This window comes from Tianxiuia mixotrophica, assembly GCF_050596425.1.
Lineage (GTDB): Bacteria > Bacillota > Clostridia > Peptostreptococcales > Acidaminobacteraceae.
Genome location: NZ_CP192292.1, coordinates 239914 through 261805 on the forward strand (window position 1 = coordinate 239914; position 21892 = coordinate 261805).

17 protein-coding genes and 1 tRNA gene are annotated in these 21892 nt (G+C 41.0%); 12 read left to right on the forward strand and 6 right to left on the reverse strand.

The features are described from left to right. Nucleotides 1–138 precede the first annotated feature (138 nt). Both ACQ4KW_RS01090 and ACQ4KW_RS01095 read right to left on the reverse strand, forming a co-directional pair. Nucleotides 139–1512: an MATE family efflux transporter gene (locus ACQ4KW_RS01090; protein WP_430884712.1), complete on the reverse strand. Its 1374-nt coding sequence runs from the start codon at nucleotides 1510–1512 to the stop codon at nucleotides 139–141. Then, complete coding sequence (locus ACQ4KW_RS01095) at nucleotides 1496–1984, reverse strand: MarR family winged helix-turn-helix transcriptional regulator (RefSeq protein ID WP_430884713.1); 489 nt, start codon at nucleotides 1982–1984, stop codon at nucleotides 1496–1498. The genes ACQ4KW_RS01090 and ACQ4KW_RS01095 overlap by 17 nt, the downstream gene beginning before the upstream one ends. Before the next feature lie 489 nt (nucleotides 1985–2473). Here ACQ4KW_RS01095 and ACQ4KW_RS01100 point away from each other — a divergent pair, with 489 nt between their 5' ends. After that, nucleotides 2474–5827, forward strand: coding sequence for a hypothetical protein (locus tag ACQ4KW_RS01100; protein WP_430884714.1), 3354 nt, complete (start codon nucleotides 2474–2476; stop codon nucleotides 5825–5827). A 223-nt stretch (nucleotides 5828–6050) separates the two neighbouring features. Here ACQ4KW_RS01100 and ACQ4KW_RS01105 read toward each other — a convergent pair whose 3' ends face one another. Next, nucleotides 6051–7451 (reverse strand): MBL fold metallo-hydrolase, encoded by a 1401-nt coding sequence (locus ACQ4KW_RS01105; RefSeq protein ID WP_430884715.1) that lies wholly within the window; start codon nucleotides 7449–7451, stop codon nucleotides 6051–6053. A gap of 302 nt (nucleotides 7452–7753) precedes the next feature. On the opposite strand from ACQ4KW_RS01105, the gene ACQ4KW_RS01110 reads away from it, so the two are divergent. The 8 genes from ACQ4KW_RS01110 to lspA all read left to right on the forward strand — a co-directional run bounded on the left by ACQ4KW_RS01110 (nucleotide 7754) and on the right by lspA (nucleotide 16106). Continuing rightward, nucleotides 7754–8659 carry a nitroreductase family protein gene (locus ACQ4KW_RS01110; protein ID WP_430884716.1) on the forward strand — a complete coding sequence of 302 codons (906 nt, stop codon included), beginning with the start codon at nucleotides 7754–7756 and terminating at the stop codon, nucleotides 8657–8659. A gap of 39 nt (nucleotides 8660–8698) precedes the next feature. Beyond that, nucleotides 8699–10213, forward strand: coding sequence for a L,D-transpeptidase family protein (locus ACQ4KW_RS01115; RefSeq protein WP_430884717.1), 1515 nt, complete (start codon nucleotides 8699–8701; stop codon nucleotides 10211–10213). Between the two features lie 48 nt (nucleotides 10214–10261). Next, the gene (locus ACQ4KW_RS01120; RefSeq protein WP_430884718.1) at nucleotides 10262–11806 is read left to right on the forward strand and encodes a putative glycoside hydrolase; all 1545 of its coding nucleotides are present in this window, start codon (nucleotides 10262–10264) and stop codon (nucleotides 11804–11806) included. A gap of 126 nt (nucleotides 11807–11932) precedes the next feature. Beyond that, entirely contained in the window at nucleotides 11933–12562 is a 630-nt protein-coding gene (pyrE, locus tag ACQ4KW_RS01125) for an orotate phosphoribosyltransferase (protein ID WP_430884719.1), read from the forward strand. 366 nt (nucleotides 12563–12928) lie between these two features. Then, a tRNA-Lys gene (locus ACQ4KW_RS01130) sits at nucleotides 12929–13004 on the forward strand. Between the two features lie 336 nt (nucleotides 13005–13340). Then, the gene (gene trmB / locus ACQ4KW_RS01135; RefSeq protein WP_430884720.1) at nucleotides 13341–14009 is read left to right on the forward strand and encodes a tRNA (guanosine(46)-N7)-methyltransferase TrmB; all 669 of its coding nucleotides are present in this window, start codon (nucleotides 13341–13343) and stop codon (nucleotides 14007–14009) included. 25 nt (nucleotides 14010–14034) lie between these two features. Then, entirely contained in the window at nucleotides 14035–15591 is a 1557-nt protein-coding gene (gene cls / locus ACQ4KW_RS01140) for a cardiolipin synthase (RefSeq protein ID WP_430884721.1), read from the forward strand. Nucleotides 15592–15641: 50 nt separating this feature from the next. After that, complete coding sequence (gene lspA, locus ACQ4KW_RS01145) at nucleotides 15642–16106, forward strand: signal peptidase II (protein ID WP_430884722.1); 465 nt, start codon at nucleotides 15642–15644, stop codon at nucleotides 16104–16106. Nucleotides 16107–16200: 94 nt separating this feature from the next. Here the strand turns inward: lspA and ACQ4KW_RS01150 are convergent, their stop codons facing one another. Next, entirely contained in the window at nucleotides 16201–17454 is a 1254-nt protein-coding gene (locus ACQ4KW_RS01150; RefSeq protein ID WP_430884723.1) for a pyridoxal phosphate-dependent aminotransferase, read from the reverse strand. Nucleotides 17455–17572: 118 nt separating this feature from the next. Further along, nucleotides 17573–18421 (reverse strand): DMT family transporter, encoded by an 849-nt coding sequence (locus tag ACQ4KW_RS01155; protein ID WP_430884724.1) that lies wholly within the window; start codon nucleotides 18419–18421, stop codon nucleotides 17573–17575. 229 nt (nucleotides 18422–18650) lie between these two features. On the opposite strand from ACQ4KW_RS01155, the gene ACQ4KW_RS01160 reads away from it, so the two are divergent. The 3 genes from ACQ4KW_RS01160 (at nucleotide 18651) to ACQ4KW_RS01170 (ending at nucleotide 20798) form a co-directional block, all read left to right on the forward strand. Next, nucleotides 18651–19025 (forward strand): hypothetical protein, encoded by a 375-nt coding sequence (locus ACQ4KW_RS01160; RefSeq protein WP_430884725.1) that lies wholly within the window; start codon nucleotides 18651–18653, stop codon nucleotides 19023–19025. Nucleotides 19026–19150: 125 nt separating this feature from the next. Continuing rightward, the gene (locus ACQ4KW_RS01165; RefSeq protein WP_430884726.1) at nucleotides 19151–19930 is read left to right on the forward strand and encodes a short-chain-enoyl-CoA hydratase; all 780 of its coding nucleotides are present in this window, start codon (nucleotides 19151–19153) and stop codon (nucleotides 19928–19930) included. 19 nt (nucleotides 19931–19949) lie between these two features. Continuing rightward, nucleotides 19950–20798, forward strand: a complete 849-nt coding sequence (locus ACQ4KW_RS01170) for a 3-hydroxybutyryl-CoA dehydrogenase (protein ID WP_430884727.1) — start codon at nucleotides 19950–19952, stop codon at nucleotides 20796–20798. Nucleotides 20799–21000: 202 nt separating this feature from the next. Here ACQ4KW_RS01170 and ACQ4KW_RS01175 read toward each other — a convergent pair whose 3' ends face one another. Next, complete coding sequence (locus ACQ4KW_RS01175) at nucleotides 21001–21807, reverse strand: hypothetical protein (protein ID WP_430884728.1); 807 nt, start codon at nucleotides 21805–21807, stop codon at nucleotides 21001–21003. Between the last annotated feature and the right edge of the window lie 85 nt (nucleotides 21808–21892).

Consider the following 21892-nt stretch of genomic DNA (forward strand, 5'->3'; position numbering starts at 1 on the left):
TGAATAGATATTTCAAGGGTTTACGAGTTTACTGTACTTCATAAAAAGCTCTGAGTCAACCGTGTGCCAAGATATTTAAAGGCGGGACGGCAAACTCAGAGCTTTATTTATTTTAATTCGTGAAGTGTATAGGCGCTATTATATGGCCACTTCAGATCTTTTTTGCAGGTTTTTTAATTCGTGAAGTTCCTTACGGATCATGACTAAAGTCACCATAGTTGACAGAAAATCAGATAATGGGAAAGCGTACCAAATGCCCCATATACCAAAGAATCGTGGGAATATAAGCAACATTGGTATAAGCAGTAGGAACTGACGCAGTAATGACAGTACCATGGCTGGCTTGGCCTTGCCAAAGGCCTGGAAAACTGATGAACTTATAATTTGAATGCCAATAACAGGAATGGCTAAAACAACCACACGAAGGACTGGTATACCTTGGGTAACAACCGAAATATCCGAGGTGAATATGCCAAGTAAACTCGGTGCAAAAGTTTCTGCAATGGCCCAGCCAGCTATGGTATAAATAGTCGAGTATTTGATGGAAATAAAAATGGCTTCTCGAACGCGACCAAAGTTTTTAGCGCCATAGTTAAATCCGGCAATAGGCTGGAAGCCTTGTACCACACCGAAAAGTGGCATGAAAATGAACATGATCAGACGGTTGATCATACCGAAAATTGTAATGGCAACATCGCCACCATAGTAGCCTAGAGAGTTATTAAGAACGATAGCCAAAGCACTGCTGCCCACTTGCCTAGCAAAAGCAGGGGCGCCAACTGTGAATATTTCGGTCATAATAGCCTTATTAGGTTTAAGGTGATGGGGTTTTACTTTAAGCTGACTTTTGCCACTGTAAATGTAAGCCATGACAAAGGCAAATGACATGAACTGTGAAATGATTGTGGCAAGAGCAGCACCACGAATCCCCATGTCAAGGGTGAAGATGAAGATTGGGTCAAGGATAATGTTTAGCCCTGTACCAATTATCATAGAAACCATGGCAATAAAAGCATTGCCCTCAGCACGAATTAAATTATTTGATGCAACGGCAAACATAAAGAAGACACTGCCGCCAAATATGACTTGCATGTATTCTTTTGCATATGGCAGTAAGACATCAGATGCACCAAATATTCGTAGGAGCGGGTCAATAAACCGCAGACCAATAAGCACAGTGACTATGGCAATAGCGATGATAGAAATGTAGGCATTGCCTGCAGTGTTATCCGCTTTTTCCACGTCACCAGCACCAAGACTTCTGGAAATCATAGAAGCGGCACCAATACCAATCATTTGTGCAATGGCCATAATAAACATTTGAATTGGAAATGCAATGGCGAGACCGCCTATGGCCATAGGCCCAACGCCTCGACCAATAAAAATTGTATCAACGACGTTATAAAGGGCGTTGACGATCATCCCTATTGTTGCAGGCAAGGAGAGTTTCATCAGGACCTTTGAAACCTTCTCGTTGGCCAGCATATAATTTCGATCATTCATTTGACTCATTTTTGTCTTCCTCAACTTTCTTACAACATCTCTTTAAATCACCGGCACCATAATGTTTAAGAACATTATCACTGATGCGGGTCATGTAACTAATCAGCTGGTCAATTTCATCCTGATTAAATCCCTCAAGGAGCATATCGTTCCACTCCCTAAACATAGACTCGATTTCAGGGCGGATTTTTTCACCTTTTTCTGAAACAAAAAGCAAGTAAGACCGTTTGTCGTTTGGGTCCTGCCGTCTTTCTACAAATCCGTCTTGAATAAGTTTTTTTACAGACCGCGTGACATTGGCCTTATCAATATTGAGCTTACGTCTGAGGGCTTCCTGTGAAATGCCCTGTTCTTTATATAGAGTAATCAACACACCATGATGACTCTGTCCCAGGCCAATATCAGCCATTCTGTTTTTGAAAAATATCATTGCGTATCTATGTGAAATAGAAAAAAATTTTCCAATTCGTTTTCCAGTCATAAGACCCTCCTTTTATAGTTGCGCTCGCAACTAAATTATACACGAAAGAAGTTGCGCGCGCAACTACTTTTTGAAAATGAAATATATTATCATAATAATTTTACTTTGATTAAACGGGGCTTTTAAACGAGACTTCTACTTTTAAACGAGACTTCTACTTCTAAACGAAACTTCTAAACGAAGCTTCCTGTAACCGGGTTAGCTCTGATTGACCATATGCATGAAGTATGCTCATAAATTGCCTAAATCTTTAGGATGCAGATTGTCATTCGAATTGAACTCCATCTGGTTTCTTTGTGTTATGAATACCTCTATAAGGTGTGGGGGAGACATCTGAATACTGTTCTTCGTTCTTGAGTTATGCTTTAGTTATGAATAAAACTATATGAAATTAGGGATATTTGAATCTATACAAAGGACATCTAGATTGTTATAATGTACGATATTTATCAATCAACTTAGGTATTAAACAGAAAGAAGTGGCAGAATATGGGTCAATTTGACAATGACATTAAAATTGAAGTTGCATTAAATGACATAGACAGTATCAAAAGGTCTTTAAAAAAATACCAAGACCTGTTAAAGACAGACCAAGCGGTAGAAGACCAAGTGTTTCAGGTGGAGTTTGTTAAGCGCGTGGATGGGGAAATAAAAGCGCTTCAGAAGGAAGATGGAGACATAGACTTGTTAAGGTCCTTGAATGTATGGGAGGAAAGCACCCTGTCAAGAAGAGAGATCTCTTTAAATGAAAATGCTTCAGAGGTTATTTTGTTTTCGCACGCCCTGACATACGAAGCCCTGAAAATGGATGTGGTTGAGACAGCCAGAGAAATGGTTCGCTACGCCCGTCGCCACAATGACACTTGGGAAATGTGGATGGATGACATGGAGGTGTTTGGTGTAGAGGCGCTTTACGCCCTTTCCCAGAAGCATCCTGAATATGCCTATTTATTTGGTGCTTTCATCATTCCCTACTGGGATACAGAGCACGCTGATTACGCCCTATCTTATCCCTATGCCCTTGTAGACAAATTTGGACTTGATGACAATATGCTAAAAATGTTTTGCCACTGTGATAATAGTGAGGCCCGTGCCATGATGTTGGGCAGGGACTATTATGGTGAGTCTTTTGAAACTGACTTAGCCAAGCACTTTGAAGAAAATCCTCAGCGGTATGAGCGCTTTCAAGAAATTTTACTTGAACGTTTTAAAGATCAAGACTACTTACAGTATTCGAAACAAGATCACACAGCCCTGCCGGTACATGAATTTTACCAGACAATCATGCTTTCAAAAACTGAAAATCAGGGCAATTATGATCTATATGATCACCCCTGCACTGGAATGGAAAGTCCCTTTATGACCACAAGTTTTGATGATGAGGCCACCCTTCTTCACAGTAAGATAGAGAAGACTCTAGGACGTTCACTTACAGAGCCTTCAAGAGATGAAGATGATTTATATGAAGATTTATATGAAGATTATTGTGATGCGTGGGTGGACTTCTTTAAAGGTTTATGTGAAGGCGAAAGCGTCTGGAATTACATACAAACGGGTCAGGGAGAGGAGATTTTAGAGGATCTTAAAGCCCTTGATCTTGAGGCGTTTACAAAAGATCATGGATTAAAGCTCTATGAGGCGGTTAAAGAGGAGGCTTCCCAGTATGGTGGGCTTGAAAATAACATTGACCGTATTTTTGCAGATTATATCAATGCCTATTATGAAATGTCAGAAAAACCAGACATGATCACAAGAGTGAATGGGGAAGATATAACTGGTCGTGACATGATACTAAGAGCTCTAGATGTCCTACATAGACTGCTTCCTCATAAGGCTCTTGAAAATGACTTATATGAAAGAATCATAGAAGATAAGGTGATCAGTCATGAGGGCTATAATGCTCGCTATGATCAAAGGTTCAGTGTTGCAAGTGGCGCCTTTCAATTTATTATAGAGAGTGCCCTCGTTCCAGTCACTGACAAGCCTAACGCCGACCTCATGACTAGGGCATATCATATTATGAAACAGGACAGGACCAGCTTTTATGAAGGCCTTATAAAAGAAAAGGACCACCTAGATGCAGTTCTTATGTTTATGATGTTTGCCCTCCATGAAGACTATAAAAGTCGTCTAGGAGATGATGTGACAAAGAATATGATGGATTATGTTGCAAACCACTGGCTTGAAAACCTTCTGGAAAAAATCAGTGAGGATGGAAACTTTTCGAGCTCAGACCTAAAAAAAATAAGGGTTCATATTGAAGGGCCTCAAATGCCACCTCAAAGCCTTATGATGAAAGTCATGCAGGTGGGTTTGGATGGACTTAATCAAGATGAAAAAGCCTTGATAAAAAGTGCAAAGCAAGACCAAGTGTCTTTTGAAGAGGCAGTGGGTCTTTTAAAGACCAAGTTAACAAGGTATAGAGATGACCCAACAGAGCCTAGGGAATATATGATACTGACTTCATCTGATGAGGGCTTATCCTTCCTTCTTCCAAGCTGGTACTTTAGCATATTCAGGATACCTGCACCTTTTTCAAAGCAAATGGTCAGTGCTTTAAAACTCTTTGTGGATATAGCGCCGGTCAAGACGTTGAAAATGATTTCAGACATGTTGTATAGAAATTTTGATTCTGAATTAGATGAAACGAATGTTCTTTATGATATGGAACAGGATTTGAAAAAAATAGGCGTGAAAAATCATCATTTTATTGCCCTAGATATTGTGAAGGGCAATGGTGAGAAGTTAGACGCTCTCTATGAGGCTTACATTGAAAATGACACAAGAGGCGGTTTGTTTGGAGGTCCTTCAAGGGCTGAAATTGACAGGGCTCTTTTGGAACTTAAGTCTTACACTCAGGAAAACTTCATCACTGAGATTGCAAAAAGAGACAAGGCGAGCGTTATGGACCGGTACATGACCACTTTCAACAAAATGATGGAAAGCTATGTCCTAGAGTCCATGCCTCTTGTGGCTGTCTATACAGAAAAGATTCTGCAAACCTATGATGCCATTGCCTATAAGTCGTGGGACAACCTATCAGACGAGAAGAAGGAGAAACTTCTAAAGTGCCAGACGGACTTAAAATATGAAGACATTGTAGAGGACGCTTATGCCCAGCTTTTTTCACCGGGGTATGTTTTATTTGAAGAAAGTGACAATGACTTGCATCTCATTTGTGGTCATGAAATTCTTGAACTTATTAGGCCAGCTGCAAAAGATGGCAGTGATTTAAGTCAAATGCTTAAAGAAATAAAGTTTGTTCAAATCAATCAAGGCGATATTTCTAAAGAGGATCTTGCCGATATTCAAAGAAGCAAGACAGATATATCAAGAGGTCTGTCCCAGACCCTTCTTGAGTATATTCTCCAGGGACACCATGAAAAAGAAGCCCTGGATATATTCCATACATTTGAACGACCACGCTATCATGACAGTTTAAGAAAAAATTCTGTGTTCTTAACGGATGCCCAGCACGAAAGGTATTTGAAGCTGTTATTAACCACTGGTAAAGATGGATTTGATATGGGGTACAGACAAGGTGTGGATCTGCCCTTTAACTATGGTGTCAAACTCAAAAATTGTGGGGCCGCTCTTTCTGATATTGCCAAATGGTTGATTGATGAAGATGAGGTGGAAGCCTTTATTGGGTTTGCCCACAAGTATGGCTATGACTATGTTGTTGACTGGTCAATAGAAGACCGTCTGGACCTAATCGATTCCCTTAAAATGATTGAAAACGCAGAAGATATTATTGGGAAATTAGTGGATGACAAGATTATAAGGGTTAGAAACAGAGCCCTTGAAGCCCTTGAGTTTATTAAGGCACAAATTGAAGAATAGAAATGTGAGAAGCTGAAGAAAAGCGCAAGATGAATGAAATCATAAACATCGGCCTTTGCTTTAGGGACAGTATAAAGTAAAAGCCGGATAACACCTGGTCAACTCACGTATGAAAAATACGTCAACCGATCAGGTTTTATCCGACTTTGCTATTCATTTCTCTTCATTTTATGCTTGCAGTCTTGTCCTAATATACTTGTGGAGCGAGCTGATTTTGGGGCAATCAAATTTCAATGACTTCCCCGGCTTCGGGTGCATGAACACTAAGACCAAGCTTTTCTCGAATGGATAAGGAAAGAGCATCAACCGCAAGGGCTTCCCCGTGGTTTAAGAAGACGCGTTTCACGCCCTTAATAGAGGATAACCAGTGAAGCAGTTGGCTTTCATCAGCGTGACCAGAGAAGCCTTCTACACGAATGATTCGGCTGGCAACTTTGATGGTTTCATCTAAGATTTCAACAGTTTGGGCACCATCTAGTATTTTCCGTCCCAGTGTGCCTTCACCTTGGTAGCCAACAAAAATAATGGCTGTGTTTTCCTTCCAAAGATTGTGTTTTAAGTGGTGCCTGATGCGACCGGCATCACACATGCCACTGGCAGAGATAATGACCTTTGGTGTTTGGTCCTTATTCAGACCCATAGAGGTGTCCATCTCTTTGATGATATGGAGATTTTTAAATTTTATAGGGTTGCCACCGCCCACGAAGACATTTTTTACAGGTTCCTTGAAATACTCAAAATTCTTTTTGAAAATTTCAGTGGCATCAATGGCTAGGGGGCTGTCGATATAATATGGTATATCAAAAATATCTTGGCCTTTTTCATGGGTTTTCATGTAGTTTTTGAGTTCATAGAGTATTTCCTGGGTTCGTCCGACTGCAAAAGCGGGAATGATAACTGTGCCACCATGAGAGACGGCCTCAGAAATGGCTGCGGCAACGCGTTCGCCTCTCAGGTCCATATCCTTGTGCTGCCTGCCTCCATAAGTGGACTCCATAAAGACATAGTCAGCTTCTTTTAAGACAGCTGGGTTCGGGAGCAGTTGATTTTTACCAGTACCCAGATCCCCAGAGAAAATTAAATGCTTGGTCTGACCATCTTCTGTGATGAAGAGTTCGATACTGGCTGAGCCTAGAAGATGACCAGCTTCTCGGTAGATAAATTTTATGCCGGGAGCAACCTGGATTTCTTCATTATAATCAACGGGATTTAAGTATTGAAGGGATATGACGGCATCGTCCATGGTAAAGAGTGGCTCGATTTTATCAAGACCTGCCCGCTCTCTTTTCTTGTTCTCCCATGCCGTTTCAGCCTCATTAATCTTGCCGCTGTCCTTTAAAAGAACGTCAGCCAGATCGGATGTTGGACGTGTGCAGTAAATTCTATTGTGAAACCCACGTTTTACCAGCAGTGGTAAACGACCTGAATGATCAATGTGTGCGTGGGTAAGAATTACAAAATCAATTTCAGAAGGGTCATATGCAAAATCTTCCGAATTTAAAGCGAGGATTGGCTCTGGTCCTTGAAATAAACCGCAGTCAATTAAAAATTTGCTGTTGTTTGTCTCTATTAAAAAATTACTTCCAGTCACTTCGCCTGTTGCACCTAAAAAATGTACTCTCATAGCCTGCCTCCTTTTGCCGTATAATATGTTTCGGCTTTTTATACTTGTACCCGCCAGAAAAAAATGAACACAGAATAATGCACTTGCGGCCATAAATGTATATAATTGGGTCAGGTGTTACAATTCATTTACGAGAAGAATGAAAATGATAAAAGTTCACTGTGCAGGGGTATGTTATAATTACATACGGCTTTTGTCATAAAAATGTAACGATCTCAGGTCAACGAATAAATAGACCTGTGCTATAATTAGAGAGATGATATTTTGTTCGAAAAGAGGGCTAATACTAGGAGGTAACTGATATGAAGATGCTAAAAGTCATAGAGAAAAGACGCTCTGTGAGAGAATACAAAGATAAGGCATTATCAAGCAAAGATTTACAGGCAGTTATGAGCTATTGTGATACATATCCTAAACTATCTGAAAAAACGGATGTGACATTCAAGTTTTTAGAAGACGGTTCAGATGTAGCTTCTAAACTTGATGGTGTTGCTGGGTATTCAGGGGTGATGATTAAGGCACCTCATTACCTGCTTGTTATGGCATCTGCATCAGAAACAGCATATGAAGCTGCAGGCTATGCAGGTGAGTATGTGATATTAAATGCAACAAAACATAATATAGGCACTTGCTGGATTGATGGTGTTGGACAAAGCGATAAAATTAAGGAACTTCTTAATATCACGTCTGACCAATTGGTTATTGGGCTCATCACACTGGGCTATGCGCAGTATGAACCAAGACTTGCCAAAATCTATGATACAAACATGGAGGGTAGTGTTTCTCCACTTACAGATCTTGGCTACCCAAATATTGATCCAGAGTACTCTAAAGAACCGGTAAGCAATAGGTTATCAATTGAAGATATTTCCTACTTGAAAAAGTGGGGCGTAGCAGTGAATTCAGAGGAATTACAAAAAAGAGGATATGATCAAGTATTTTACTACATGCGTATGGCGCCATCTTGGGGCAACCGTCAACCTTGGCGATTTGTTTTAGATGGTACGAAAATCGTTCTTGTTATGGAACGAGATGACCGTGTGGATGATCGAGCAGAAGAAGTGGAAGCTGGTATTGCAATGCTGTACTTTGAAGTGGCAATGCATGATATTGGTCTTCCTGGTTCATGGAAAACAGATGACCTTGCAGATTCAAGCAAGTATGAAGTTCCAGAAAACCACTTCATCGGCGGTTACTACACATTTTAATTAGAATTGCCATAACCATGTGGTCTGAGGAGTGTTGATATGAAACGAAACAGACTATGGATAGGTTTTGTTGTCGTCTTGGTTTTTGGTCTTGTGCTGACGCCACTGCGTGTACATTTGCTAACAGCGGCAGAGGGTGCTGAAATTGAAGGCACTGAACCTGAGCTTTCTCTTGAATCAGAATCGGAAGAGGAAGGCACAACGGAAGTATTGATTATTGATACAGAAGAGGCGCCTGCTGAGCAAGAATCTGCCGATGATGAGTCCGCGGAGGATCCGGTTGCAGAAGAGGGAGAAGATTCTGGTGAAGTATCTGATCCAGCAGAGATTGAAACAATTCATGACGAGAAACGCCTTGTTTCTCAAATTGAATACAACGAAGATGGACATGAAGTGCTTGAAAAATACGATGAACCACTACCAGAAGGTCTCATTATGGAACTGGACTACACGGACTACTGGGTGAGTCCACAATATGTGGTTGTACTCAGCGGTTCGGTTAATATTCGTAAAGGGCCTTCAACAGAGTTTGAAGTTATCCGAAGAGGATACTACGGGGAGAAATTCTCCTTGTCTGAAAAAGTACGTGGCGAGTACTTCAGTAAATCTGACTCAGACGAATGGTTTAAGCTGTTTTGGTGGGAAAATGGAGAAATGGTAAGTGGATATGTGTATTCACCAATTGTGAGTCCAAGAGAATTCCGATTCAGTGAAATGTTTGAAAAAGTAACAGATTTAAAAGTTGCTGTAGATGCAACTGATACAGGTTACATTTATAACGTGGGCAATTCCGTAGGTCGACCACCACGCTACAAGGGGCAGTACCTAGAAGATGAGTATAATGTGCCAAGACATCAGGCTGCACCAGCCTATAGAGAAGCAGACTGGGATGCCAGCAACATGCGTTACATGCAAGATGGTATCTTACTCGCAATACTTGAAGAAACAGAAAGCTTTTATAAAGTTAATGCATATGATTATGAAGGGGAATACTATGTCCCTAAGCGTTATGTCACAAGACGTAACGCCATAGAAGACCTTAAGCAGGTTATTGTTGTCGATATTGCAAATCAGAACCAGGGCACATTTGAATATCGCGATGGCATGTGGCACCTTATTTCCTATTCCTATGCAACAACGGGAGCGGACTCTAAGTATAAAGAGCCAACCATTCCTGGGAGTTATCAGGTTATTGGGAAACAAGATTTCTTCCGTTACAGAGATGACATCACCAAAGTTATTGCAGGGTATGCACCATATGCTCTAAGATTCAATGGTGGGGCCTTTATTCACGGTGTTCCAGTAAATTATAAGCTTGTTAAACAGACCTTTGTCATTCAAGAAGAAATCCTTGATGAAGAAGGCAATGTTATACAAGAGCGAGTGACAGAAGAGCGTATTGTAGATCGCTTGGATCCTGGACATATAGAATATTCGGGGTCTTTAGGAACGGTTCCGTTATCTCACAAATGTGTACGAAACATCACAAGTCACGCAAAGTTCCTATATGACTGGGTTGTCCTAGGTGAAGCGTCAGTGGTGGTAATAGATTAGACTGATGCTGTTGGTCTGTAAGACAAAATAAAAACGACGGGGTGACCTATGAATAAGAAATACCTGCTCATTGGCGCAGTTCTCATTGTGGGACTGATTGCTGGGGGCAAATATGCAACAGATGTTGTAGCAGCCGAAAAAATAGCTAAGGAAAAAGCTGCAGCTGAGTTACAAGTAAAGATTGAAAATGAAGAAGCGCATCTGGCTCAAGCCAGAAGCGCTTTTGATACGTACCTTACAGAAGTAGAAAAAGAAAAGCTTGAACTTGTGAAAGAACAGGCTGAAGCTCAAAGGCAAGCAGAAATTGAGGCAAACACTTTTGTTGTCAAGAAAAAGAACACACCAGTCTATGCTTCAGCAGAGGGTGGAGACAGCATACTAAAGCTTGATAAACTGACATCTGTTTATGTAACAAGTCGGGTGCAGGATGAATCTGGTGTGGACAAATGGTATGAAATCCAATATAATTATGAAGATTTAGATACCATTGGGTGGATAGAAGCTGATAAACTGACGGCGCGTCGCCAAGACCTTATCTATAGACCATATGACAATGTGGACTATGAGGCCTGGGACAAAGTCGACAGTTATGAAAGCAACCCCTACACAGAAGCCAAGGGCATTTACGTGTCGGGTCATATTGCAGCCAATAAAAGACTGGATGATCTGATTGATCTGGCCAATAGAACAGCGCTGAATGCCTTTGTTATTGATGTGAAAGATGACAACGGCAATATGCTCTTCTATTCTGAGTCTGCAGCAAAGTATAGTCCATCAGCCAATGACCGCTACTATATTAAAGATATGGAAGCGCTTATGAAAAAGCTAAAGGACAACAATATTTATACAATAGCGCGAATTGTAACTTTTAAATCGCCAAGATATGCCAAGGATAACCCAGACAGGGCCATTCTAAGAAGATCGACTGGTCAGGTCTACCAAAGCAAGGACGGTGTACACTGGGCTTCGCCATATGACCGCGATTTGTGGGACTACAATGTAGGCGTGGCACTTGAAGCGGCTGACTGGGGCTTTAATGAAATTCAGTTTGACTATGTCAGATTCCCGGCTTCAGGCGGTGGCAAGCTAGATAGCAGTCTTGACTATAGAAACCATGAGAATGAGACAAAACCAGAAGCCATCCAGAACTTCCTGAAATATGCCTATACACAAATCTCTGAGAAGGAAGTTTATGTGTCAGCAGATGTCTTTGGATGGGTTGCTTCGGCTCAAAATGATGTGGGCATTGGCCAGCACTGGGAGGCCCTCACAAACGTGGTGGATATTATGTGTCCGATGATGTATCCAAGCCACTATGGCCCTGGAAATTATGGTCTTAGTGTACCGGATGCTTTCCCTTATGAGACAATCGATAGGGGCATTAAGGATGCACTAGAGCGTGACGCGCATGTGGACACACCAGCCAAACTCAGACCGTGGATTCAGGATTTTACTGCACGCTGGGTCAAGGGTCATATCAAATATGGACCGGCTGAAGTGGAAGCGCAAATTAGAGCGCTTGAAGACAACGGCATTAACGAATACTTACTCTGGAATGCAGGAAACTACTACACAGAGGGTGGTATTCGATAGTCATACCCTTAGGACTCAATGTAATTTGGTGGGTTACAAGGGATAAACCTTTAAACTTAGTCCTGTGAGACTAAAAAGGGTGGGGCAAGTGGCCTCATCCTCAGAACAACTGAGGAGGAAATGAATATGTTAAATCAAACGATTGCAGGTATGCTACTGGACATTAAGGCTGTAAGTATTGTTGACGAAGACAATCTGTTCACATGGGTCTCGGGCATAAAGTCTCCGATTTACTGTGACAACAGACTCACAATCAGCTACCCAGAAGTTAGGTCCACCATTGCGGATGGCTTTGCAGACAAAATCAAAGCCCAGTATCCAGATGTGGACATTATTGCAGGCACAGCAACAGCGGGTATTCCGCATGCCGCTTGGGTGGCCGATAGAATGAACAAGTCCATGGTCTATGTGAGAAGCACTTCTAAGGGACATGGTAAGGGCAATCAAATCGAAGGTGTTGTTAGGCCAGGCGATAAGGTTGTGCTGATTGAAGACTTAATTTCAACAGGCGGAAGTTCCCTTAAAGCTGTAGAAGCTTTAAAAGAAGCGGGTGCACAAGTCGTTAAAGTGTTTGGTATATTCAATTACAACTTTACAAAGACGGAAAAGAGGTTTGAAGAGGCTGGGGTGGCGTTTGAAACCCTAACGGATTATAAGACTCTTCTGCCGATTGCTATTGAAAGAGGTTATGTTCCGGCGAAGAAGAAGGACACACTCCTAAAATGGTGTGAAAATCCTGAAATCTTTACCAAATAAACCTATAAGTAAAGAAATCAATAATAAAATGAATCAATCTATAAAGAAAGGGGCTGTTGCAAAATACAGCCCTTTTTCATGTCCAAAACAGGGAGTGGATAATTCACACTTGCAAAGCCTAGAATTCTCCATTGCGAATATGCGAAACCCTGTTTTTCATCAAAAGTGGATATTATGTAACCAGCCCTTTTCTATATTCAGGGTGTTTTCCATGGAAATCAAACTTTTTTTAAGTTATAGACCACCTGGTATGAGATGATAATACGCCGGAATTATTAGAATATATAAACTTTAGATATTTTACTTTACACCTGGGTATTCATGTGTTAATATTACTCTTGTGCTGCTGAGGCACATAACCGACATGACCCATTAGCTCAGTCGGTAGAGTACCTGACTTTTAATCAGGGTGTCCTGCGTTCGAGTCGCAGATGGGTCACCAATAAAACGCCTTATCTTCGGATAAGGCGTTTTTTCGTGTATAATATTTTCGTGTGTATTCGTGTATAATAGGAATGAATGTTAAATGAGCGACTTGCAAAATATCATTCAAGAACTCTCGCCATAGTATATATAGATATTTAGGAATTAAAAATTATTCATATGCTATGGCGAGGGGATGGAACTGTAACTTGCAAGCGCCTGCAATAAAAATTCTTAAGAATTGTTTGTTAAACAAATACGAAATGAGCCCTTGCAAAATGACATTTGTGAATCATACCGACAGCCTGTCTAAATAGACATGTCCTTGTGCAAGCGCCAAAAATAGGAGAATGAAATGAGAAGAAGAAGAAAACCAGGATCAAAAGAAAAATTATTAAGCCATGTGGAATATGTAACAGAAAGCCCGCAAGATTTTAAAGGCAAATGGAAAGAAGAGTGGTTTAAGAATGATAACCCTATTCATCTGGAGCTTGGAGCAGGCCGTGCAGCATTTTCTATAAAATTGGCACAAAAGCACCCTGAAATCAATTTCATAGCTGTTGAACTCAAGGAAGAGGTTATTTTACCAGGGGTTGAACAAGCAAAAGAGCTTGGACTTGAAAATATTGCTTTTGTTTGGGTAAATATCATGAATATCCATGAAATTTTTGCCACGGATGAGATAGACCATATCTATCTTAATTTCTCAGATCCGTGGCCTAAGAAACGACACTATAAAAGACGTCTGACATACAGAGGTTTCCTAACAAAGTATGCAGAAATCTTAAAAGAGGATGGTCTTGTGGAATTTAAGACAGACAGTGACGTTCTATTTGAATTCACCCTGAATGAGTGTGCCCAGTTAAAACTACCTATGCAGGACATTGGGCTGGATCTACATAATAGAAATGATCTGGATGAGATCATTACCACAGACTATGAAGACAAGTATGTGGCGCAGGGCAAAAGAATTTTTAGAATGCTCTTTGGGCTTTCTCCCCTACGCGTGGATGAGAAAGCGTAAACTGGCCTAAAAATGAGGTGGCTTTATGGGCAAGTGGATTAGACGTTCAATATTTTTTCTAATCATTATTGAAATTGTATTTGCCCTGTCCGGGGCTTACGATAAAATGCTCGAGATGGAGATCATTGCAGCTTTTTCATGGGATGGATTTCGGGTCTTTATGAGTTGGTTTTTTGCTGTGTATATTTTCTTAATTATGGCTCTGGTATTCTTTGAAAATAAGAATCCAAGTAAAATGATTGCCTGGCTCTTGGTTTTGGCGGTCCTTCCCGGTGTGGGATTTGTATTTTATATTTTATTTGGACGCAATATCGCAAAGCGCAGACGTTCCACGAAAAAGAAAAACACAGACGAAAATCGCATGGCCTATGCAGCCAAGATACAAAGGGATATCATGCGCTATGTCACCTATTTTAAAGAAATGAACAGCCCGGTGGCCAGCCGTCTTGCCATGCTTCTTATGAACTCTGCCGATGCGCCTTTTTTAATCAATAACAGGGTGGACATTCTGACAAATGGCGACGAAACATTTTCAAAAATTCTATATGCCTTGGAATCCGCCAAAGATCATATTCATATGGAATACTATATTATACGTGATGACAAGATCGGTACAGAGATTAAAAACGTCTTAATTAAAAAGGCCAAGGAGGGCATAAAAGTCCGCCTTATTTACGATAGTGTGGGATGCTGGAAACTAAGTGCCAAGTATGTTCACGACTTGAAGCTTGCAGGCGTGGAAATGTACCCGTTTTTCCCAGTGGCCCTGCCTATACTTTCCCGTGAACTCAATTACAGGAACCATAGAAAAATTGTTGTGGTTGACGGACGTGTGGGCTTTGTTGGTGGTCTAAATATAGGTGATGAGTATTTGGGTAGAAGCAAACAGTTTGGCTTTTGGAGAGACACACATATGGCCATATGGGGTGAGGCTGTTTATGGCCTTCAAAACACCTTTATAAATGACTGGAATTTTGTTTCCAGACAAACCCTCGACTCAGAAGTCTTTTTTCCCAAGCAGGCTCATCAAGGCGACACAATCGTTCAAATTGCAGCCAGTGGACCAGATTCAGAATGGCACTCAATTGAACAGGCTTACTTTACCATGGTGTCATCGGCCAAATCCCGCGTTTATATCACAACGCCATACTTGGTTCCAGGTGAAAGCATGATGTCAGCCCTAAAAACAGCGGCCTTAAGTGGAGTGGATGTTAGGATTGTTATCCCTGCAAAACCAGATCACTTTTTGGTATACTGGGCATCAAGGGACAATATTGAAAGTTTGCTTGAAGCGGGTGTACGTATATACGCCTACGAAAAAGGATTTGTTCACAGTAAGGTTGTTATTGTTGATTCAGAGGTTTCCACAGTGGGCACAGCCAACTTTGACTTGAGAAGTTTTCAAATTAATTTTGAAGTCAACGCATTTATATATGATGGGGATGTGGCACAAAAACTTGAAAGAGACTTTTTTAATGATTTAGATGCTTCAAGTGAGATAAACCTAGAAACACACTTGAATCGTGGTATTCACATAAGATTTCTTGAGTCCCTTGGACGACTTGTATCCCCTTTGCAGTAGCAAGCTATCAAGCTATGCATGACACCACCTAAAATTGGAGGAAAGAATACATGATTTACTGGATTTTAATTGTTGCAATGATTTTGATAGATCGGCTGGTCAAGTATTGGGCTGTGACTTCACTCAAACCGATTGGAAGCATTCCTCTGATACAAGATGTTTTTCACTTAACCTTTGCCAAAAATACAGGTGCGGCCTTTAGCATCCTAAGGGGAAAACAGATATTTCTTGTTGTTCTGACGTCCCTTGTTATTGTAGGGTTAACATTTTTAATGGCTAAGAACATAAAAAATGGCGGCAATAAGATGATGACTCTGTCCTTGGCACTCATTATTGGCGGGGCCATAGGAAACTTTATCGATAGAGTTCGACTGGACTATGTGATTGATTATTTGAATTTTACCCTAATCAACTTCCCAATATTTAATGCCGCGGATGTCTTTATTGTTGTAGGAACAGGCCTTTTGGCGATTCTTGTGATCTTCTTCAATATTGAAATGCCGGATTTTAAGTGAGTTCATAAAAATAGCCGACACCTTTTGAATTGATGATTCAAGGGGTGTCGGCTTTTTATTTTTTGATTGATTGTTAAAACATGAATACTTTATGCTATATCTCGCCAAGAGCCTCCATGGCCTTTTTGATAATGGCTGGAGCCTTTCTGCATTTTTCTTCTGAAACAGCACATGGTGCAAAACGAATCCCTTTTGCAAGTGCAACAAGATAAAGATTGTCTTTTTTAATCTCTTCAGCGACGGCCTGTGGATTTTTGCAAGGCATGGAAATAAAGAAACCAGATTTAAACGGACAAGTCTTTAAACCGATCTTTTCAGCCTCTTCCATGAAGGCGCCTGATCTTTTGTCAAGGAGCTCACGGAAGACTTCACGTTCAGATTCTACCTTAGCGAAAAGGGCATCGTCAGAGAAAATGTCAGCAAGGGTTCTCATAGCCGCCCTGGTACCATTTGACCAAGCTGCACGGTTGGAGAAGCTACATACAGCCTTGAATTCTTCTGCAATTTCTTCAGTTTTTGCAACACAAATAATTGCACCACTTCTCATGCCATAAAGCGTATAGCCCTTAGACATACTAAAGCCAATAAGAACAAGCAAGTTCTCAGGTAGGTCGTTGAAGTATTTCATGAAAGAGCGCGTTTCTTCCACAGTGCCTGCAAAATCGATATAAGCCACATCGGCAAACAGGACAACTTTCTTTTCAGGGTTACGAGCACCCTTTCTAAGAATTTGCATCACTTCTTCCCATTCGGAATCCTCTAGACTAAAGCCCGTTGGGTTGTGTGCAGGGGCATTGATAATAACAAGAACCTGGTCTTGCTTTTCTAGAAGAGCATCAAACGCCTTATGGAAGGCATCAATATCAAAATTGCCATCTTCACGAAAAACATTATAAGTAACAAGGTCGCGACCATGCTCTTCGCAAATTGTCTTATAAGGTGCCCAGTACCAGTCTGAGGTTAGGACAGCGTCACCAAAGTTTGTGTAGTTCCAAACAGCATGTTTAATAGCGCCTGTACCACCAGGTGTAGCGACAGAACGAATGTGTCCGTTTGGTTCATAGCCTCTAAAACAAGCCTCTTGTACAGCTTGCAGGTACTCTGGAAGACCGGCGATTGGTGCATAGGCCGCCAGTTCTGCATCTGTAAGACCACGAATATGATCCATAACGGAATCCAAAAAGATCAAATTTCCATTATCGTCCATCATAGCGCCTATTGTAGAATTTGTTACATTTTCAAAACCATACTTTTCTGCTGCTTCTTGCGCGGCCTTGCTCGCTCCAAAGATTCTGTCCGGTTCAACAGGACGCTTGGAGTGAGGGGCAACCATTGAAAAATTGCTCATAAATATAACCCCCTATGTATAATATCTGAGGATATTATAACACAAGGGGTTAGAATTTTGGCACGATTTTCAACAATTGTTGCAATAGTTAAAATAACTTCACAAATCAGAAAAATGCTTAAGCGTGTTTCTGATTGAAATAATAGTTTACAAAAGATCCACCAACAATGAGGACAGCCCCTGTTAGGCTGAGTGCGTCAGGCCACTCTGACCAGATAATAAGTCCGAGAAGGGTTGAAAAGACAACGTTGGCATAGGTGTAAATTGAGAGCTGAGAAGCTGGTGCATGTCTATAAGCATTGGTCATCAGTAACTGGGCAACAAGGGCAGACAAACCGATTAAGACAAGGCTAAAGAGCTCTGTGCCAGTTGGTACAACAAACTGTCCTGCCGCCATGAATGGAATTGTCACCAGTGTGGAGAAGAGACAGAAATAGAAAACAATCAGTTTAGCGCTATCATAAGAGCTAAGCTTTCGTATGGTTGTATAAGCAGAACCGGCAAAAAATGCACCTGTTAAACCGATAAGCGCTGGGAAGAGTTCAAAATTAAATCCAGGCTTTACAACCAGTCCAACGCCCATAAGGGCCATGAGAATAGCGGCAATCTGATGTTTTTTAATTTTTTCACCTAAGAATAGCATGGACAAGATAATGACAAAAAATGGTGACAATTTGTTGATAATGACAGCATCTGATAGGTTGAGCTTAGATAATGATGTGTAATACATGGCCACACCTGACAGTCCAAAAACCGATCTGAGAAGAACCAGTTTGGGATTGTTGGGTTTAAAAGAAACCCTGTGTCTTAGCATGGGTATTCCCACTGCGATTAAGCCAATGAAGTTTCGAAAAAAGACTTTTTCAGCCAGTGGAATGTTTGGAACAGATTTTACAGCAGCGGCCATTATGGCAAAAAATAAGGACGAACATAAAATAAGGACGACCCCTTTGTTTTTCTCTTTCATGATTTCACTCCAGTCTATATTACAGGCAATTGATTTTTATAGTATACATCAGAATGATTCTCATTGCCATTTGAATTGGCGAATCTATAAAAAGTGTTCAAAATTTAGTCGGTGTTTTTTAATTTTTTTTAATTATTTGTGTGAAAAACACTGTACTATAATAGAGAGGGAAGATTCTAAAAATTTGCATCTTCTTAATAGGGGTAAAAAAGAAAATTTGGAGGGTGCGATGAAGGAACAAAGAAATTTAGAACAGGTTTTAACTGACTTTTTAACGAATATATTTAAGGGGATTCTTTATTCCCTTATGCTTGGACTTGTCGGTGCAATGCTGTCCTTTCTTATGAAATGGCCATTGCTGAAGGGGAGTTATATTTTAGTGCTCTCAGCCGGTGTTTTAGCTATGTTTGTGGCTGTGATTGGTTTTGTGGGCACACCGAAAACACGGTTTGAATTTTTCACTAGAATGAGAAAGAAAAACGGCAAGGTTGAAGAAATCAGCAAAGAGGAACTTGAAGAACTTGGTGAAGCAGGGGTTTCGCCCGCTGTGATCGGCACAGTTATGATGGTCATAGGCTTTGCCATAGAAGCATTCATGCATTAGGGTCAATTGGTCTTTGGTCGGACCGTTAATTTGACCTGGACGATTATAAATAATTATGGTGGTCCAGGTGTCAGCTTGCCAGATATAAAGGCAAGGATATATGAACCTTGGAAAAGGGGGATTTTATGGAACTTCAGAACATCATTGTCGAAATTGACAAGAGTATTGCACTGGTTAAGTTCAATCGTCCAAAAGCGCTGAACGCCCTAAACTCAGAGACCTTAAAGGAACTGAGTCAAGTGGCATCGGAACTTTCAGAGGATGATAATGTACGTGTCGTCGTGTTCACAGGAGAAGGCAAGGGCTTTATCGCCGGGGCTGATATTGGTGAAATGTCGACACTGACTGCGGAAGAGGGCCGAAAATTTGGCGCACTCGGACAGTCTGTATTTAGGAAAATTGAATTAATGTCAAAGCCTACAATTGCAGCGGTCAATGGTTTTGCCCTTGGCGGCGGCTGTGAATTTTCTATGAGCTGCGACATTCGCATTGCAAGTGAAAAGGCTAAATTTGGTCAGCCTGAAGTGACTCTGGGTATAACGCCAGGTTTTTCTGGTACTGTGAGATTGCCAAAACTTGTGGGAATGGGTAAGGCAAAAGAACTCATCTACACAGGTAAAATGGTTAATGCGCAAGAAGCAAAAGAGATTGGTCTTGTCAATCAGGTGGTTGCCCCTGAAAACTTACTTGAAGAAGCTATGAAAATGGCTAAGACGATTGCTGCAAACGCTCCGCTGGCTGTATCTTATTCAAAGTCTGCTATAAATAAGACTTGTGAAATGGACACTGATGTGGCCAATACAATTGAAGAAACTTACTTTGGACTGTGTTTTGCAACAGAAGACCAAAAAACGGGTATGTCAGCTTTCTTAAACAAAGAAAAGGCGACATTTGAAGGAAAATAAGACAAAGAGGAGTTTTGTTATGAATAAGATAGCTGTAATTGGATCAGGCACTATGGGCTCGGGTATTGTTCAAGTATGCGCTCAAGCGGGCTACAATGTGATTATGAGAGACATCAATCAAGACGCTCTTGACCGTGGCATGAAGACAGTGAATAAGAACCTGGACCGTCTGGTGAAAAAAGAAAAGATCACTGAAGATGCAAAAGCGGAGGTTGTCTCAAGAATCACACCGTCGCTGGATATTAATGACATTGCAGATGCAGACCTGGTTATTGAGGCTGCAACAGAAAATATGGAACTCAAAAAAATTATTTTTGCAGAGCTGGATGAAACCCTAAAGGCTGATGCTATTTTAGCAACGAACACATCTTCACTATCAATCACTGAAATTGCTGCTGCAACGAACAGACCTCATAAGGTGATTGGCATGCATTTCTTTAACCCAGTGCCTGTTATGAAACTTATTGAGGTTATAAACGGCATAGCAACAGATAAAGATACATATGATGCTATTTTTGGCATGTGTGAAAAACTTGGAAAGACAGCTGTTAAGGTGGAAGAAGCTCCAGGTTTTGTTGTGAATAGAATTCTGATTCCAATGATCAATGAGGCTGTGGGCATACTAGCTGATGGCGTTGCAACAGCAGAGGATATCGACAACGCTATGAAGCTTGGCGCAAACCATCCAATTGGACCACTTGCCCTTGCTGATTTGGTTGGAAACGATGTCAACCTAGCTATAATGGACGTGCTTTATGAAGAGTTTGGTGATCCTAAGTACCGTGCCCACCCACTTCTGAGAAAAATGGTGCGAGGCGGACTGCTGGGACGTAAGAGCGGCAAAGGTTTTTACGATTATTCAAAGTAAGACAATAGGCATATCCCCGAATATAATACAGGGTCGTCGATTCAAGTGACTGGATGTTGTTTTAATTTTGTTCGCTAACATTCTAAGCAAGAAAAAATAAGCAGATTTGATCCTTATGAGGGTCAAATCTGCTTTATTAATGCCTTTATAAATTTAAAGTTCACTGATTGTAAATTGAGCGACATGCAAAATACCATTGGCATTATTCAGAAATTTGGTCACTTTCGACTTCAGCAAGATCATTAGCAGGCTCGAAAGTGATATGGAAGCGTCCGTTTTCGTGTCTCATGTTGCCGAAGTAACGAACCGTTTTAGTGCCTTCTGGTGTTTTCCAAACAAGCTTGGCTTCTGTAGTGGCTTCATACTGAATGGTCCAGAAGGTCCAGTCATCAAGGGAACTTTCTGCGGTAAGAGGGTCATCGCCCATGATAATTTCTGTTGGTGCACCAAACTCTTGAACGAGTTTGTAAAGGGCTTCGCCGGCGCTTGAACCTCTTAGGTCGTAAGAACTGTATTCGGTGGCCTGGACCCTATTGTTCTTAATGCAGTAATACTTAAGAAAATCTGCATCTAAAGCAAATGGATCAACCTTCTTATTATCCGTTACATATCCATCTGCTCCCATTTCTAGACCACCGGAATAGATGATCTTTTTTTCTTCTGTGGCAAACTTTCTTTCTAGATCAGATAGTGGCATGCCAACCAGGCTCTTGATTTCCATCATATTCATGTCTGGTTCATACATCACACCATCAGACGACACATTCAGCCCCACTTCGTCTGACCAGTTTGTTTCAAGACCAAGACGGTCAGCATTTTCAAAGGTAAGGGGCATATAGATGACGCCATTGTAGTTAAGAAATGGATAATTTTCACCTTCCGTGATTTCTTCGCCGTTAAAGTAGACCGGTGCCTCATTGATGCTCGCCTTTACAGACTCAGCAGCAAAAGTTGGTGCGCATGTTGAAATTGCCAGTGCTGAAAGGGATAGTGCAATTAATCTTTTCATAATAACCTCCTAAAATTTGTAACGAGTATAAGCTGATTCTAACACGAAATTCCATTATATGTAAATAAATAAGTTGATTGTAATG

What these genes read in the sequence shown, in the direction of transcription:
- ACQ4KW_RS01090 (WP_430884712.1), bottom strand. Translation starts at nt 1,512, where the DNA reads ATGAGTCAAATGAATGATCGAAATTATATGCTGGCCAACGAGAAGGTT.
- ACQ4KW_RS01095 (WP_430884713.1), bottom strand. Translation starts at nt 1,984, where the DNA reads ATGACTGGAAAACGAATTGGAAAATTTTTTTCTATTTCACATAGATAC.
- ACQ4KW_RS01100 (WP_430884714.1), top strand. Translation starts at nt 2,474, where the DNA reads ATGGGTCAATTTGACAATGACATTAAAATTGAAGTTGCATTAAATGAC.
- ACQ4KW_RS01105 (WP_430884715.1), bottom strand. Translation starts at nt 7,451, where the DNA reads ATGAGAGTACATTTTTTAGGTGCAACAGGCGAAGTGACTGGAAGTAAT.
- ACQ4KW_RS01110 (WP_430884716.1), top strand. Translation starts at nt 7,754, where the DNA reads ATGAAGATGCTAAAAGTCATAGAGAAAAGACGCTCTGTGAGAGAATAC.
- ACQ4KW_RS01115 (WP_430884717.1), top strand. Translation starts at nt 8,699, where the DNA reads ATGAAACGAAACAGACTATGGATAGGTTTTGTTGTCGTCTTGGTTTTT.
- ACQ4KW_RS01120 (WP_430884718.1), top strand. Translation starts at nt 10,262, where the DNA reads ATGAATAAGAAATACCTGCTCATTGGCGCAGTTCTCATTGTGGGACTG.
- pyrE (WP_430884719.1), top strand. Translation starts at nt 11,933, where the DNA reads ATGTTAAATCAAACGATTGCAGGTATGCTACTGGACATTAAGGCTGTA.
- trmB (WP_430884720.1), top strand. Translation starts at nt 13,341, where the DNA reads ATGAGAAGAAGAAGAAAACCAGGATCAAAAGAAAAATTATTAAGCCAT.
- cls (WP_430884721.1), top strand. Translation starts at nt 14,035, where the DNA reads ATGGGCAAGTGGATTAGACGTTCAATATTTTTTCTAATCATTATTGAA.
- lspA (WP_430884722.1), top strand. Translation starts at nt 15,642, where the DNA reads ATGATTTACTGGATTTTAATTGTTGCAATGATTTTGATAGATCGGCTG.
- ACQ4KW_RS01150 (WP_430884723.1), bottom strand. Translation starts at nt 17,454, where the DNA reads ATGAGCAATTTTTCAATGGTTGCCCCTCACTCCAAGCGTCCTGTTGAA.
- ACQ4KW_RS01155 (WP_430884724.1), bottom strand. Translation starts at nt 18,421, where the DNA reads ATGAAAGAGAAAAACAAAGGGGTCGTCCTTATTTTATGTTCGTCCTTA.
- ACQ4KW_RS01160 (WP_430884725.1), top strand. Translation starts at nt 18,651, where the DNA reads ATGAAGGAACAAAGAAATTTAGAACAGGTTTTAACTGACTTTTTAACG.
- ACQ4KW_RS01165 (WP_430884726.1), top strand. Translation starts at nt 19,151, where the DNA reads ATGGAACTTCAGAACATCATTGTCGAAATTGACAAGAGTATTGCACTG.
- ACQ4KW_RS01170 (WP_430884727.1), top strand. Translation starts at nt 19,950, where the DNA reads ATGAATAAGATAGCTGTAATTGGATCAGGCACTATGGGCTCGGGTATT.
- ACQ4KW_RS01175 (WP_430884728.1), bottom strand. Translation starts at nt 21,807, where the DNA reads ATGAAAAGATTAATTGCACTATCCCTTTCAGCACTGGCAATTTCAACA.